At 69.1% G+C, this 13,001-nt stretch carries 12 protein-coding genes; 11 read left to right on the forward strand and 1 reads right to left on the reverse strand.

Annotation, left to right across the window (positions count from 1 at the left end; genetic code table 11):
• Positions 1-18: 18 nt before the first annotated feature.
• A complete protein-coding gene (locus ACIA58_RS20405; protein ID WP_396405288.1) occupies positions 19-591 on the reverse strand; it encodes a hypothetical protein in 573 nt (190 codons plus the stop codon).
• Between the two features lie 309 nt (positions 592-900).
• On the opposite strand from ACIA58_RS20405, the gene ACIA58_RS20410 reads away from it, so the two are divergent.
• From ACIA58_RS20410 to ACIA58_RS20460, 11 genes are all read left to right on the forward strand, one after another.
• Entirely contained in the window at positions 901-2,169 is a 1,269-nt protein-coding gene (locus ACIA58_RS20410) for an amidohydrolase family protein (protein WP_396405289.1), read from the forward strand.
• 42 nt (positions 2,170-2,211) lie between these two features.
• Positions 2,212-2,673: a hotdog fold domain-containing protein gene (locus tag ACIA58_RS20415; RefSeq protein ID WP_396405290.1), complete on the forward strand. Its 462-nt coding sequence runs from the start codon at positions 2,212-2,214 to the stop codon at positions 2,671-2,673.
• 27 nt (positions 2,674-2,700) lie between these two features.
• Positions 2,701-3,861: an enhanced intracellular survival protein Eis gene (gene eis, locus ACIA58_RS20420; RefSeq protein WP_396405291.1), complete on the forward strand. Its 1,161-nt coding sequence runs from the start codon at positions 2,701-2,703 to the stop codon at positions 3,859-3,861.
• 72 nt (positions 3,862-3,933) lie between these two features.
• A complete protein-coding gene (gene ruvC / locus ACIA58_RS20425) occupies positions 3,934-4,530 on the forward strand; it encodes a crossover junction endodeoxyribonuclease RuvC (RefSeq protein ID WP_396405292.1) in 597 nt (198 codons plus the stop codon).
• Positions 4,531-4,552: 22 nt separating this feature from the next.
• Positions 4,553-5,155, forward strand: coding sequence for a Holliday junction branch migration protein RuvA (ruvA, locus tag ACIA58_RS20430; protein ID WP_396405293.1), 603 nt, complete (start codon positions 4,553-4,555; stop codon positions 5,153-5,155).
• A 15-nt stretch (positions 5,156-5,170) separates the two neighbouring features.
• Complete coding sequence (gene ruvB, locus ACIA58_RS20435) at positions 5,171-6,223, forward strand: Holliday junction branch migration DNA helicase RuvB (protein WP_134102782.1); 1,053 nt, start codon at positions 5,171-5,173, stop codon at positions 6,221-6,223.
• A gap of 235 nt (positions 6,224-6,458) precedes the next feature.
• Positions 6,459-6,920 (forward strand): preprotein translocase subunit YajC, encoded by a 462-nt coding sequence (gene yajC / locus ACIA58_RS20440; RefSeq protein ID WP_396405294.1) that lies wholly within the window; start codon positions 6,459-6,461, stop codon positions 6,918-6,920.
• A gap of 165 nt (positions 6,921-7,085) precedes the next feature.
• Positions 7,086-8,765 carry a protein translocase subunit SecD gene (gene secD, locus ACIA58_RS20445; protein WP_396406493.1) on the forward strand — a complete coding sequence of 560 codons (1,680 nt, stop codon included), beginning with the start codon at positions 7,086-7,088 and terminating at the stop codon, positions 8,763-8,765.
• Positions 8,765-9,943, forward strand: coding sequence for a protein translocase subunit SecF (gene secF / locus ACIA58_RS20450; RefSeq protein ID WP_396405295.1), 1,179 nt, complete (start codon positions 8,765-8,767; stop codon positions 9,941-9,943). Before secD ends, secF begins: the two co-directional genes overlap by 1 nt.
• Complete coding sequence (locus ACIA58_RS20455) at positions 9,943-10,482, forward strand: adenine phosphoribosyltransferase (RefSeq protein ID WP_396406494.1); 540 nt, start codon at positions 9,943-9,945, stop codon at positions 10,480-10,482. The genes secF and ACIA58_RS20455 overlap by 1 nt, the downstream gene beginning before the upstream one ends.
• A gap of 324 nt (positions 10,483-10,806) precedes the next feature.
• Positions 10,807-12,996 carry a RelA/SpoT family protein gene (locus ACIA58_RS20460; RefSeq protein ID WP_396406495.1) on the forward strand — a complete coding sequence of 730 codons (2,190 nt, stop codon included), beginning with the start codon at positions 10,807-10,809 and terminating at the stop codon, positions 12,994-12,996.
• Positions 12,997-13,001: the final 5 nt, after the last annotated feature.

Here is a 13,001-nt window from a genome sequence, read left to right on the forward strand (position 1 = left end):
CTTTGTCAGCTGTGGGGGTCAGCGGATATCCGGTGGGTCGCTGTCGTACTCCTCGATCTCGACATCGCCGGGGTCGCCTCGCCAGATGTCGTCGGCGACGCTGCTGACCAGGTCGGCGTACCGATCTTCCAATGGGCGACCGTCGACTCCGGTTGTTCGAGGGCCGAGTTGGGGTGCGAGATTGCGCATCTCGTCCTGGCGCTCGAGTCTGTCGGCGGACTTCCAGGCCTCCTGGGCACTCCGGACGGCAGTCGGCAGCCATGCGCCGACCCGTTCGGGATTGCGGAGGATCCAGTACGCGAGAAGCGCGACCGGGCCCGCGGTTGAAACCCTCAAACGCAGCGGCGACGCGTACCCGATCTCGAGGACGTTCGCGTTCCAGTCGCGGTAGCCGGGGAAGGGCGGGTGCGGGTCGGGCGGCCACTCGGCGGTGGGAACGACCGCCACTGCGAGGAGGCGCAGAAGTGTTCGCAACGACTTGAGGATCTCGTCCAGCTCTCGAAGGCTCAGAGCGGCGTCCGCGTCGTAGCGGTCGAAACGAAGGCGGAGCGTGAGATCGGCGGCGACTCGTACGTCGGAGAGCGTCGGCATCTCAGCTGGGGCGGACCACGGGTTGCTCCAGCGACGTACTGCGTGACGGTCGATCGAACCAGCGACAAGGCATGCAGCGAGGATGCCGCAAACAGCCTGTCGATGGCGACCCCGATCGCGAGTACGGCGGCGAGCAGCACGGCTCCAGCCTCACCCCGTAGCGCGGCAACGAGTTGCTCGCGCGGCGGCCGGCGGCGCGAGTCAATCGGAAGGGGCCGGTCGGAACGGCCGTTTCATCCTCCGGATCGGGTGAGCAGCCCGCTCCCACCGGGGTTCTACGCTGAGGACACCCTTCAGAAAGGTGCCACCGTGACCTCGGATCAGGGACAACCGACCGTCTTTCGTCAGGTGCGAGTGCTGGATGTGCGGCAGGGCAGGGTCGGTGACCCGGTGCAGGTCGAGGTCCGGGACGGGGTCGTCAGCAGGATCTCGCCGGAGCAGGAGATCCCGGCCGGAGCGCGCGTCGTCGCCGGTGAGGGACGGACGCTGATCCCGGGACTGATCGACGCGCACTGGCACTCGATCCTGGCAGCGGTGCCGTTGGCAACGGCTCTGACCGGTGACGTCGGGTACTTGCACATCATGGCTGCGGCCGCGGCCCGGGACACGCTGCTGCGGGGATTCACCACGGTTCGCGACGCCGGCGGCCCGTCGTTCGGACTCAAGCAGGCGATCGACGCCGGCATCGTGCTCGGGCCGCGGATCTTCCCGGCCGGCGCGATGATCTCGCAGACCGGCGGCCACGGCGACTTCCGGGCCCGGCACGAGATCCCGCGCGGGCGGAGCGGACACCTGAGCCACGCCGAGCTCGTCGGCGCTGTCCGTATCGCCGACGGTGTGGACGCGGTGTTCGAAGCAGCCCGCGAACAACTCATGCTCGGCGCATCGCAGCTGAAGGTGATGGCGGGCGGCGGCGTCGCGTCGTCGTACGATCCGCTGGACGTCACGCAGTACACCGAGGCCGAGCTCCGCGCGGCCGTCGAAGCGGCGGAGAACTGGGGTACGTACGTGATGGTCCACGCGTACACGCCGCGCGCGGTCCAGCAGGCGGTCCGGGCCGGGGTCAAGTGCATCGAGCACGGCCAACTGCTCGACGACGAGACGGTCGAGCTGATGGCGGACAACGGCGTGTGGTGGTCGCTGCAGCCGTTCCTCGACGACGAGGACGCGCCGCCTGTCCCGCCCGGTAGCCGTGGGAAGTACGAGCAGATGGTGACCGGTACCGAGACGGCGTACGCGCTGGCGAGCAAGCACGACGTCCGGGTCGCGTGGGGCACGGACACGTTGTTCGATCCGGCGCTCGCGGCGAAGCAGGGCAAGCAGCTCGCGAAGATGACGCGGTGGTTCTCGCCGGCCGAGGTGCTGACGATGGCGACCGTCACCAACGCCGAACTGCTGTCGCTGTCCGGCCCGCGGAATCCGTACCCGGGCATCCTCGGGGTCGTCGAGGAAGGCGCCCTCGCCGACCTCGTCCTGGTCAACGGCAACCCGCTCGACGACATCCAGCTGCTGGCCACGCCGGACACTGCGTTCGCGCTGATCATGAAGCAGGGGGAGATCGTCAAGGACACCGCCTGAGGGCTCTTCACGCGAGATGTGACTCGTGGGTAACATCGGGGCATGAGTAGTCAGGTGCTGGGGTTGTGGGAGCGGTTGCGTGGGGTGCCGGGCGGGGAGCGGGTGTTCTCGTGGGGCTTCACATGGAAGGCGCCGTACTTCCGGTCGGTGCGGCCGCGGTTCGTGCAGGTGAGTCCCAACTTCGCGGCGTTGACGCTGCCGAAGCGGCGGGCAGTGCTGAACCACATCGGCACGGTGCATGCGATTGCCGTGTGCAACGGTCTCGAGGCGGCGATGGGGGCGCTGGCGGAGGCCACGGTCCCGGCGGGGAAGCGGTGGCTGCCGAAGGGCATGGAGGTCGCGTACTTGGCCAAGTCGACGTCCGACCTGACCTGTTCGGCGGAGACCGATCCGGATCTGTGGACGGCGGGGCCGGAGGTGCCGGTACGGGTGACGGCGACCCGGGACGACGGCACGGTCGTTGTCGAGGGGACCATCCATCTGTGGGTAACTGACAAGAAATAGCTGCGTCGTACGACGTAGGGTCGCGGCGTGACTGAGCTGCGGGTGGTGGATGTCGTCGAGGAGCAGTTGGACTCGGTGTGGGAGGTGCGGATCCGGTCGTTCGGTCCTGGTGGGGACCGGGACCACTGGCTGAAGATCGCGCGCGCGTCCCTGGAGGACGGGCGACTGCTGGGCGTTGTCGACGGCGACGAGTTGGTCGCTGCGGCGCGGATCTGGCCGTTCGAGCAGTGGTGGGGTGGGCGGCGGGTCCCGATGGGCGGAGTGGCCGGCGTCGTCGTGGCACCGGAGTACCGCGGTCGTGGGGTCGGCAGCCTGCTGATGCGGGCCGTGCTGCGGCGATGCGCCGACAAGCAGTATCCGCTGACGGCGCTGTATCCGGCGACGACTGTGCTCTACAGGCATCTGGGCTACGAGTTCGCCGGCCACCGGTACAAGTTCTCGTTCCAGGCGGCCGATCTGCGGAGGCTGGGCGGCAAGGGGACGGCGGTGCGGAAGGCAGGTCGTGCTGACGCGGACCTGTTCCTGAAGCTCGCCGGGAAGGCGCATGAGGCCCGGCGTTCGAGCGGTCCGCTGATCTGGCCGCGCACCGAGGTCGAGTCGTGGCTCGAGGACGAGAACAACTTCGCGTACGTCGCCGACGACGGGTTCGTGGTCTACAACTGGTCCGACGGCGATCTGGCCGTCGACGAGCTGATGGCCGGGTCCGAGGAGACCGCACGGGCGCTGTGGGCGACCGTCGGCTCGGGCGCGTCCATCGCGAAGACCGTCCAGGCGTACTGCCCGCCGTTCGACCCGATCCACCTGCTCGCCGAGCACGAGGCGAACGGCGATACGCAGATCAATCGCTGGATGCTCCGGCTGGTCGACGCTCCGGCCGCCATCGCGACGCGCGGCTTCCCGGACGGCGTCGTACTCGAGGCCGACCTGCGGATCGACGACCCGGAGCTGACCGCCAACACGGGCGACTGGCACCTGTCCGTCGCCGACGGATCCGGGCGCCTCACGCCCACAGACCCGTCGAGCGAGGCCCTCCGACTCGGCCCGCGTGGACTGGCCGCCCTGTACGCCGGTACGCCGACGGCAGCCCTTCGCGGAGCCGGACTGATCACCGGTGGGGCGGCCGACGCGGACTCCGGCCTGGACGCGGTCTTCGGCGGACCGACGCCGTACATGCTCGACTACTTCTGAGTTCGGCGCGTCGGTTTCCGTAGTCGCGAGACCGCCGTCTAGGGTTATCGAACAAACGTTCGGAGGTGGTCCATGCGGGTGCTCGGCGTCGACCCGGGACTGACCCGGTGCGGCCTCGGCGTGGTCGAGGGTACGCCGGGGAAGCCGCCCGCGCTGGTCGCCGTCGGGGTGATCCGGACTCCGGCCGAGCTGGACGTGTCCAAGCGACTGGTCCAGATCGAGGCGGAGCTGGACGAGTGGATCGCGAAGTACCAGCCGGACGCGGTCGCCGTCGAGCGGGTGTTCGCCCAGCACAACGTCCGGACCGTGATGGGGACCGCGCAGGCCTCCGGGGTGGCGATGGTCGTCGCTGCCCGGCGCGGGCTGCCGGTCGCGCTGCACACGCCGAGTGAGGTGAAGGCCGCGGTCACCGGATCGGGCCGCGCGGACAAGGAGCAGGTGACCACGATGGTCACCCGGATCCTCAAGCTGAGCGAGCGGCCGACGCCGGCCGACGCCGCGGACGCGCTGGCGCTGGCGATCTGCCAGGTGTGGCGCGGTGGCGTGGCAAGCAAGCTCCAGGAGGCGGCCGCCGCCCGGTCGAACCTGGAGGCGGTGGCGCAGGCGCAGTCCCGTCTGCAGATGGCAAGATTGCGGGCCGCGGTGGCGGCCCAGCAGGGCAAGCGGTGAGCACGGGAACGGGAGGTTGGCGATGATCGCCTTTGTGCGTGGACCGGTGGCGGCCATCGGCGTGGACAGCGCCGTGGTCGAGGTCGGGGGAGTGGGCCTGCAGGTGTACTGCGACCCGGGCACGCTGGCCGGGCTACGGCCGGGGCAGGAAGCCCGGATCTCCACGTCGATGGTGGTTCGCGAGGACTCGCTGACGCTGTACGGCTTCGCCGACGACGACGCGAAGAACCTGTTCGAGCTGCTCCAGACCGCGTCCGGCGTCGGTCCGAGGCTCGCCCAGGCCGCGCTCGCGGTGCTCAGCCCGGACCAGCTGCGCCAGGCGGTCGCGACCGAGGATCTCGTCGTACTGGTGAAGGTGCCGGGCATCGGGAAGAAGGGCGCGCAGCGGATCGTGCTGGAGCTCAAGGACAAGATCGGTGCGCCGTCGAAGACGGTGACCGGGCGGCCCCTGCAGACGCAGGAGGCGTGGCGGGAGCAGGTCGCGGCCGGTCTGGTCGGTCTCGGCTACTCGGCCCGCGATGCCGAGGATGCGGTCACCGCGGTGTCGCCACTCGCCGCCGACAGCCCGAGCCCGGCCGTCCCCGACCTGCTGCGTGCCGCGTTGCGCGTGCTCTCGAAGGCCTGAGAGAAGGCATAAGAGATGGAAGACAACGTCCGGCCGCTGGTGTCCGCCGACGCGGTGGATCTCGAGGAGCGCAAGATCGAGTCCGCGCTCCGGCCGCGCACGCTGGCCGAGTTCGGCGGTCAGCGCCGGGTCAGTGAGCAGCTCGAGCTGGTGCTGCACGCGGCCCGCGGGCGCAATCGGGCGCCGGACCACGTGCTGCTGTCCGGCCCGCCCGGGCTGGGGAAGACGACGCTCGCGATGATCATCGCCAGCGAGCTGTCCGCGCCGCTGCGGGTGACCAGTGGCCCGGCGATCCAGCACGCCGGCGACCTGGCCGCGATCCTGTCCGGGCTGAGCGAGGGCGAGGTCCTCTTCCTCGACGAGATCCACCGGATGTCCCGGCCCGCCGAAGAGCTGCTGTACATGGCGATGGAGGACTTCCGGGTCGACGTGATCGTCGGCAAGGGTCCCGGCGCGACCGCGATCCCGCTCGAGATCCCGCCGTTCACGCTGGTCGGGGCGACCACGCGGGCCGGTCTGCTGCCGGGGCCGCTCCGGGACAGGTTCGGGTTCACCGGTCACCTGGAGTTCTACGAGTCCGCCGAGCTGGAGAAGATCGTCAACCGCTCGGCCGCGCTGCTCGAGGTCGACATCACCCCAGAGGGCGCGGCGGAGATCGCGTCCCGTTCCCGCGGTACGCCGCGTATCGCCAACCGGCTGCTCCGCCGCGTCCGTGACTACGCAGAGGTACGAGCGGACGGCATCATCACCCTCGCGCTCGCCAAGTCGGCCCTGGAGCTGTACGAGGTGGACAAGATGGGCCTGGACCGGCTGGACCGGTCGGTTCTGGACGCCTTGTGCCGTCGTTTCGGGGGTGGACCGGTCGGTCTTTCCACGTTGGCGGTTGCGGTCGGCGAAGAACGTGAGACCGTGGAGGAAGTGGCCGAACCGTTCCTGGTCCGGTCGGGCTATCTGGCCCGTACGCCGCGCGGCCGCGTCGCCACGCCGGCGGCCTGGCGGCACATCGGGCTGAAAGTCCCGAAGGGCGCGACGTTCGCCGACACGCTCTTCGACACCGATGAGGACTAAGGAGATCGACCCCAACTGAACAGCGGACGTCGGGGAACGTCCGCGGACGCCGGAGCGTAGTTACTTCTGTAGTGAGTAACTCAAACGTGACCCGGTGTCATGAGGCACTTGTTGCCCCTCAGGGTTAGACTCCCCGGTGGCCTGGCCTCCAGGTTATTTCCGCTGCGACCTGCGCGCTTCGAGCAGAGCGTGCCGGACGCCCGTACTCCCGATCGACAAAGGATTCTGAGACCCGATGCAACTCCTCGCCGTACCGATGGCCTCCTCCGGGGGTGGCGGCATCACGCTGCTGCTGCCGCTGATCCTGATCGTCGGAATGATCTGGTTCATGAGCCGCACGCAGAAGAAGCAGCGCCAGCGCCAGGCTGACACGGTCGCCGCGCTCGCCCCGGGCAGCAAGGTGATCACCACCAGCGGTCTGGTCGGCATCGTCGAGGAGACCGACGACGAGTACGTGACGCTGGAGATCTCCGAAGGCGTGCTGGTGCAGGTGGTCAAGGCCGCGATCGGCCGGGTCGTCCCGGACGAGGACGCCACCGCCGAGGACACCGCCGACGAGACCGACTCCGCGGACGCCGCCGATGTGACCGCGACCGACGACGCCACCAAGGTGGATGTTCCGGACACGGGCCGTGACAAGGCTGACGGCAAGGTGCAGGACACGCCGAAGCTGCCGCCGACGCACACCGAGAACTGAATTCCGTCCCAACAGCCTGCGGCGCGGCGTTCGGCGTCCACCTGACGGTGCGGCGCGCCCAGAAGTACGAAGGTTGAATCTGACGTGGCAACGAGTTCGTCGACATCCCGCCCCGGGCGGAGCCTGATCGCCCTCCTGGTGGTCGTGGTCCTGCTGTTCGGCATCATGGCGCTGACCAAGACCTGGAAGCCCAAGCTCGGACTGGACCTGCGCGGTGGCACCACCATCACGCTGACCGCTAGCACGTTCGACGGTAAAGGCAAGGTGACTGCCGACCAGTTGAACGAGGCGAAGAACATCATCGGTCAGCGGGTGAACGGCGCCGGCGTCGCCGAGTCCGACATCACCACCTCCGGGGCGAACCACATCAACGTGGCCGTCCCGGGCGCCACGAAGGAATCCCTGGTGTCGCAGGTCGGCCAGACCGCCCTGCTGTACTTCCGGATCGTGCTGGGCGCGCAGGCAACCGCGCCGGCGCCCACTCCGACGCCGACTCCGGGCGCCAGCACCACGCCGAAGCCGACGACGACGCCGAAGGCCAGTACGACCGTGAAGCCGAGCGCCACGGTCAAGCCGACCACGAGCAGTTCGCCGAAGGGCCGAGCCTGGACCAGCGCGCTCGCCGACGCGACGCCGACGCCCACGCCGACCCCCAAGGCCAGCGCGACGCCGAAGCCGAGCACTCCGGCCGCGACGCCGTCGACGCCGGCCACCGCAGCGGGCGATCCGCTGAACTACACGCCGGACGCGGCCACGCAGGCGGCGTTCGCGACGTTCAAGTGCGGGGACAAGCAGCTCGACGACCCGAAGAAGGCGCTGTTCTCCTGCAACCAGGACGGGCAGTACAAATACCTGCTCGGCCCCGCGATCCTGGCGGGTACCGACCTGTCGGACGCCAGCGCCGGCATTCCGCAGAACGGTCTGCAGTGGCAGGTCAACCTGAAGTTCACCTCGTCCGGCGGCGACAAGTTCCTCAGGGCCACCCAGAACATCTCCCAGCGGGGCGACGGCCAGAACCTGTTCGCGATCGTGCTGGACGGCAAGACGATCTCGAGCCCGACCGTGGACAACCCGATCCCGGGCGGCCAGGCGCAGATCACCGGTTCCTTCACCGAGGCCGAGGCCCGCGACCTGGCGAACGTGCTGAAGTACGGCTCGCTGCCGGTCAAGTTCGACATCTCCTCGGTCGAGACCGTGTCGCCGCAGCTGGGCGGCGATCAGCTCTCGGCCGGCATCTGGGCCGGTGTCATCGGCCTCGCGCTGGTCGTGATGTTCTGCTTCCTGTACTACCGCGGTCTCGGCATCGTCGTGGTGTTGTCGCTCGTCGCCGCCGGCATCCTGACCGGGTCCCTGGTGATCCTGCTCGGCAAGGGAATCGGCTTCACGCTCTCGCTGGCAGGGATCGCGGGTCTGATCGTGGCTGTCGGTATCACCGCGGACTCGTTCATCATCTACTTCGAACGTCTACGCGACGAAGTACGTGAAGGCCGCAGTCTGCGGTCCTCGGTGGAGACCGGCTGGGCCCGCGCCAAGCACACGATCATCGCGGCCGACTCGATCTCGCTGCTCGCCGCGGTGGTGCTCTACGTGCTGGCGATCGGCAGCGTGAAGGGCTTCGCGTTCACGCTCGGCCTGACCACGCTGATCGACCTGTTCGTGGTCTTCATGTTCACCAAGCCCGTCGTCACGCTGCTGGCCCGGACCGACTTCTTCGGCCACGGGCACAAGCTGTCCGGCCTGGATCCGGAGCATCTCGGCGTCGAACGGCTACCAGGCCAGACGAAACCGACAGCCCGGCCGCGGAAGACGCCGTCGACGCGCAAGCCGCTGGGAGGGGAGGTCTGATGTCGAAGCTCGGACAGATCGGTGCCAAGCTGCACCGCGGTGAGGTCTCCTACGACTTCATCGGCCATCGCAAGTTCTGGTTCGGCCTCTCGATCGCCCTCGTGGTCATCTCGCTGGGCGGCCTGTTCGCCCGCGGTCTGGCGCTCGGCATCGAGTTCAAGGGCGGCGTCGAGTACGACGCGGCCGTGAAGGTCACCGACAGCACGGTCGACGACTTCACGAACGCGGTGAAGGCGACCAACGCCAAGGGCCTCGGCGACCCGGTCGTCACGACGATCAACAACAGCAAGGTCCGGGTCCAGACCAAGCCGCTGGCGCAGGCAGACGTCGGCAACGTGCGGGCCGCGATCGCGAAAGAAGCCGGCATCCCCGCCGAGCAGGTGACGTCGCAGCAGATCGGCGCGTCCTGGGGCAAGCAGATCGCCGACAAGGCGATCCTCGCGCTGATCGTGTTCCTGGTCCTCGTGTTCGCGGTGATCTGGCTGTACTTCCGAGAACCCAAGGCCTCGATGGCCGCGATCATCGCCCTGATCCACGACGTCACGATCACCGTCGGTGTGTACGCACTGATCGGCTTCGACGTCACGCCGGCGACGGTGATCGGCGTACTGACGATCCTCGGCTACTCGCTGTACGACACCGTCGTGGTGTTCGACAAGGTCCGCGAGAACACCCGCGGCATCACCGGGTCGAACCGGTTCACGTACTCCGACGCGACCAACCTCGCCGTCAACCAGACCGTGGTCCGGTCGATCAACACCACCGTCACCGCCCTGCTGCCGGTCGGCGCGATCCTGGTCGTCGGCACGGTCGTGCTCGGCACCGGCCCGCTCAAAGACCTGTCGCTGGCGCTGTTCGTCGGTATCGCGGTCGGTGCGTACTCGTCGATCTTCATCGCCCCGTCGCTGCTCGCGGTCTTCAAGGAGCGCGAGCCGGGCATGCAGGCGCTGAGCAAGCGCGTGTCGGCGAAGAAGGCCCAGACCGCTGCCGCCGCGGCCGCTCCGGTCGCGGTCGCCACGTCAGGCGCGGCGCCGCGGTCCGCCGCAGTACAGGACACGGCCCGGAAGGCGGATCGGGCCACCGGTACGGCGCCGGCGCCGTCGTCCCGCCCGATGCGGGCGACGACGGCCGGGCGGCCGCAGCCGACGCGCAAGCCGCGGTCCAAGCGCGGTAAGTGATGCGGTCGCTGGAGCAGGTCCTCGCCGACGGCATTCGCGACATCCCGGACTACCCGCAGGCGGGGGTGGTGTTCAAGGACATCACCCCGCTGCTGGCCGACCACACCGGCTTCGGCCAGGTGGTCGAGGCGCTGGCGGCCGTCGGGAAGGACGACGACGGGAACCCGGTGGTCGACAAGGTGGTCGGGATCGAGGCGCGCGGGTTCATCCTGGCCGCCCCGGTCGCGCTCGCTCTCGGCGCCGGGTTCGTGCCGGTACGGAAGAAGGGCAAACTGCCGGCCGCGACGTACGAGGAGTCGTACGCGCTGGAGTACGGCGAGGCGACCATCGAGGTGCACCAGGACGCGTTCACTCCCGGTGACCGGGTCCTGGTGATCGACGACGTGCTCGCCACCGGCGGCACGGTCGAAGCCTGCCTCCGCCTCATCCGGCGGTGCGAGGCCGAGGTCACCGGCACCGCGGTTCTGCTGGAACTTTCTTTCCTCCCGGGCCGCAAGCGCCTCGAGGGTGAGCAGCTGACCTCGCTGTTGACGGTCTGATTTCGGGCAAACTCTCCGCAGTCGTGAGCTGACCCGGCGTGTTGTCCACAGCGGGTTCTGCCTCGTTGGACGCGGGCCTCTAGACTGGGGGTCTGTCGGCGGAGGGACACAAACGTGGGCGAAGACCCGGCGATGACATCTGCGGTGCCGAACGCCGTACCGCAAGAGCCCCCGCGCGCGCCGTCACCGGTGCGCCCGGTATCGCCGACGCCTGCGTCCCAGCCGCCTGCCCAACCACCGGCCCAGCCGCCGCGGATCGCGCCGGCCCGCGTCCGGGCCCGGCTGGCCCGCCTCGGTGGCACCCGCCACCCGAACCGCGCGCCCATGCTCGAGCCGCTGTTCCGGGTCGTCCGCGCGACGCACCCCAAGGCCGACCTCGGACTGATCGAGCGCGCCTACCGGACCGCGGAGAAGTACCACACCGGCCAGCTGCGCAAGAGCGGCGACGCCTACATCACGCACCCGCTCGCCGTCGCCACGATCCTCGCCGAGCTCGGCATGACCGCGCCGACGCTGTGCGCCGCCGTCCTGCACGACACCGTCGAGGACACGCCGTACACGGTCGAGGACCTGACCCGCGACTTCGGCGAAGAGATCGCCATGCTGGTCGACGGCGTCACCAAGCTGGACAAGGTCAAGTACGGCGAGTCCGCGCAGGCCGAGACGATCCGCAAGATGGTCGTCGCGATGTCGAAGGACATCCGGGTCCTGGTGATCAAGCTCGCCGACCGGCTGCACAACATGCGCACGCTCGGCTTCCTGCGGCAGGAGAAGCAGGAGCGGATCGCCCGCGAGACGCTGGAGATCTACGCCCCGCTGGCCCACCGGCTCGGTATGAACACGATCAAGTGGGAGCTCGAGGACCTGGCGTTCTCGACCCTGCACCCGAAGGTGTACGACGAGATCGTCCGGCTGGTCGCCGAGCGCGCGCCGTCCCGCGACGAGTATCTGGCCTCCGTCATCGACCAGGTCCACGAGGACCTGCGCGCCGCGAAGGTGAAGGCCACCGTCACCGGCCGGCCGAAGCACTACTACTCGATCTACCAGAAGATGATCGTCCGCGGCCGCGAGTTCGGCGACATCTACGACCTGGTCGGCATCCGGGTCCTGGTCGAGTCGGTCCGCGACTGTTACGCGGCCCTCGGCATACTGCACGCGCGGTGGAACCCGGTCCCCGGCCGGTTCAAGGACTACATCGCGATGCCGAAGTTCAACATGTACCAGTCGCTGCACACCACGGTGATCGGCCCGCAGGGCAAGCCGGTGGAGCTGCAGATCCGGTCGTTCTCGATGCACCGCCGCGCGGAGTACGGCATCGCCGCGCACTGGAAGTACAAGGAAGACCCGGGCTCGGTCGCGCCGGCCACGCCGACCACCGACGTCGGCGGTCCGAACGACATGCCCTGGGTGCGGCAGCTCGTCGACTGGCAGCGGGAGACCTCCGACCCGTCGGAGTTCCTCGACTCGCTGCGGTTCGAGATCAACAACTCCGAGGTCTACGTCTTCACCCCGCGCGGCGACGTGATGTCGCTGCCGACCGGGTCCTCGCCGGTCGACTTCGCGTACGCGATCCACACCGAGGTCGGGCACCGCTGCATCGGCGCCCGCGTGAACGGCCGCCTCGTGCCGCTGGAGAGCACCCTCGAGAACGGCGACGTCGTCGAGGTCTTCACCTCGAAGGCGCAGGGCGCGGGACCGTCGCGCGACTGGCTCACGTTCGTCAAGAGCCCTCGCGCGCGGAACAAGATCAAGCACTGGTTCTCCAAGGAGCGCCGCGACGAGGCGATCGAGCACGGCAAGGACGCGATCGCGAAGCAGCTCCGCAAGGAGGGCCTGCCGCTGCAGCGCCTGCTGTCGCACGAGACCCTGACCGCAGTCGCCAACTCCCTGCGGTATCCGGACGTCACCGGTCTGTATGCCGCTGTCGGCGAGCAGCACGTCAGCGCGCAGGCCGTCGTGCGGCGTCTGATCGAGACGTACGGCGGTGAAGAGGGCGCGGCCGAGGACCTCGCCGAGGGTGTCCACCTGCCGGCCACGCGTGAGCGGCGCAAGCGCACGGCCCGGGGCGACGCCGGTGTCATCGTCAAGGGCGCGACGGACGTGCTGTCGAAGCTGGCGCGGTGCTGTACGCCGGTTCCGGGCGACGAGATCATCGGGTGGATCACCCGCGGGGCGGGTGTCTCGGTGCACCGGGCCGACTGCGCCAACGTGGAGAACCTGAAGACCCAGCCCGAGCGCATCGTCGAGGTCGAGTGGGCGCCGACCGCCCAGTCCGTCTTCCTGGTCGCCATCCAGGTCGAGGCGCTGGACCGGGCCCGGTTGCTGTCCGACATCACCCGCGTGCTGTCGGACTACCACGTGAACATCCTGTCCGCGGCCCTGACCACCACCCGCGACCGGATCGCCAAGTCCCGCTTCACCTTCGAAATGGGCGACCCGACCCACCTGGGGCACGTGCTGAAGGCGGTTCGCTCGGTCGAAGGCGTCTTCGACGTGTACCGCGTGACGCAGTAGCTCCT

The sequence above is a fragment of the Kribbella sp. NPDC051586 genome, assembly GCF_044453965.1.
In the GTDB taxonomy this organism is placed as follows: domain Bacteria; phylum Actinomycetota; class Actinomycetes; order Propionibacteriales; family Kribbellaceae; genus Kribbella.

Coding starts and splice junctions, on each gene's coding strand:
- ACIA58_RS20415 (WP_396405290.1), top strand. CDS start 2,212: ATGAGTAGTCAGGTGCTGGGGTTGTGGGAGCGGTTGCGTGGGGTGCCG.
- secF (WP_396405295.1), top strand. CDS start 8,765: ATGTCGAAGCTCGGACAGATCGGTGCCAAGCTGCACCGCGGTGAGGTC.
- ACIA58_RS20405 (WP_396405288.1), bottom strand. CDS start 591: ATGCCGACGCTCTCCGACGTACGAGTCGCCGCCGATCTCACGCTCCGC.
- ruvB (WP_134102782.1), top strand. CDS start 5,171: ATGGAAGACAACGTCCGGCCGCTGGTGTCCGCCGACGCGGTGGATCTC.
- ruvA (WP_396405293.1), top strand. CDS start 4,553: ATGATCGCCTTTGTGCGTGGACCGGTGGCGGCCATCGGCGTGGACAGC.
- yajC (WP_396405294.1), top strand. CDS start 6,459: ATGCAACTCCTCGCCGTACCGATGGCCTCCTCCGGGGGTGGCGGCATC.
- ACIA58_RS20460 (WP_396406495.1), top strand. CDS start 10,807: ATGCTCGAGCCGCTGTTCCGGGTCGTCCGCGCGACGCACCCCAAGGCC.
- ruvC (WP_396405292.1), top strand. CDS start 3,934: ATGCGGGTGCTCGGCGTCGACCCGGGACTGACCCGGTGCGGCCTCGGC.
- ACIA58_RS20455 (WP_396406494.1), top strand. CDS start 9,943: ATGCGGTCGCTGGAGCAGGTCCTCGCCGACGGCATTCGCGACATCCCG.
- secD (WP_396406493.1), top strand. CDS start 7,086: ATGGCGCTGACCAAGACCTGGAAGCCCAAGCTCGGACTGGACCTGCGC.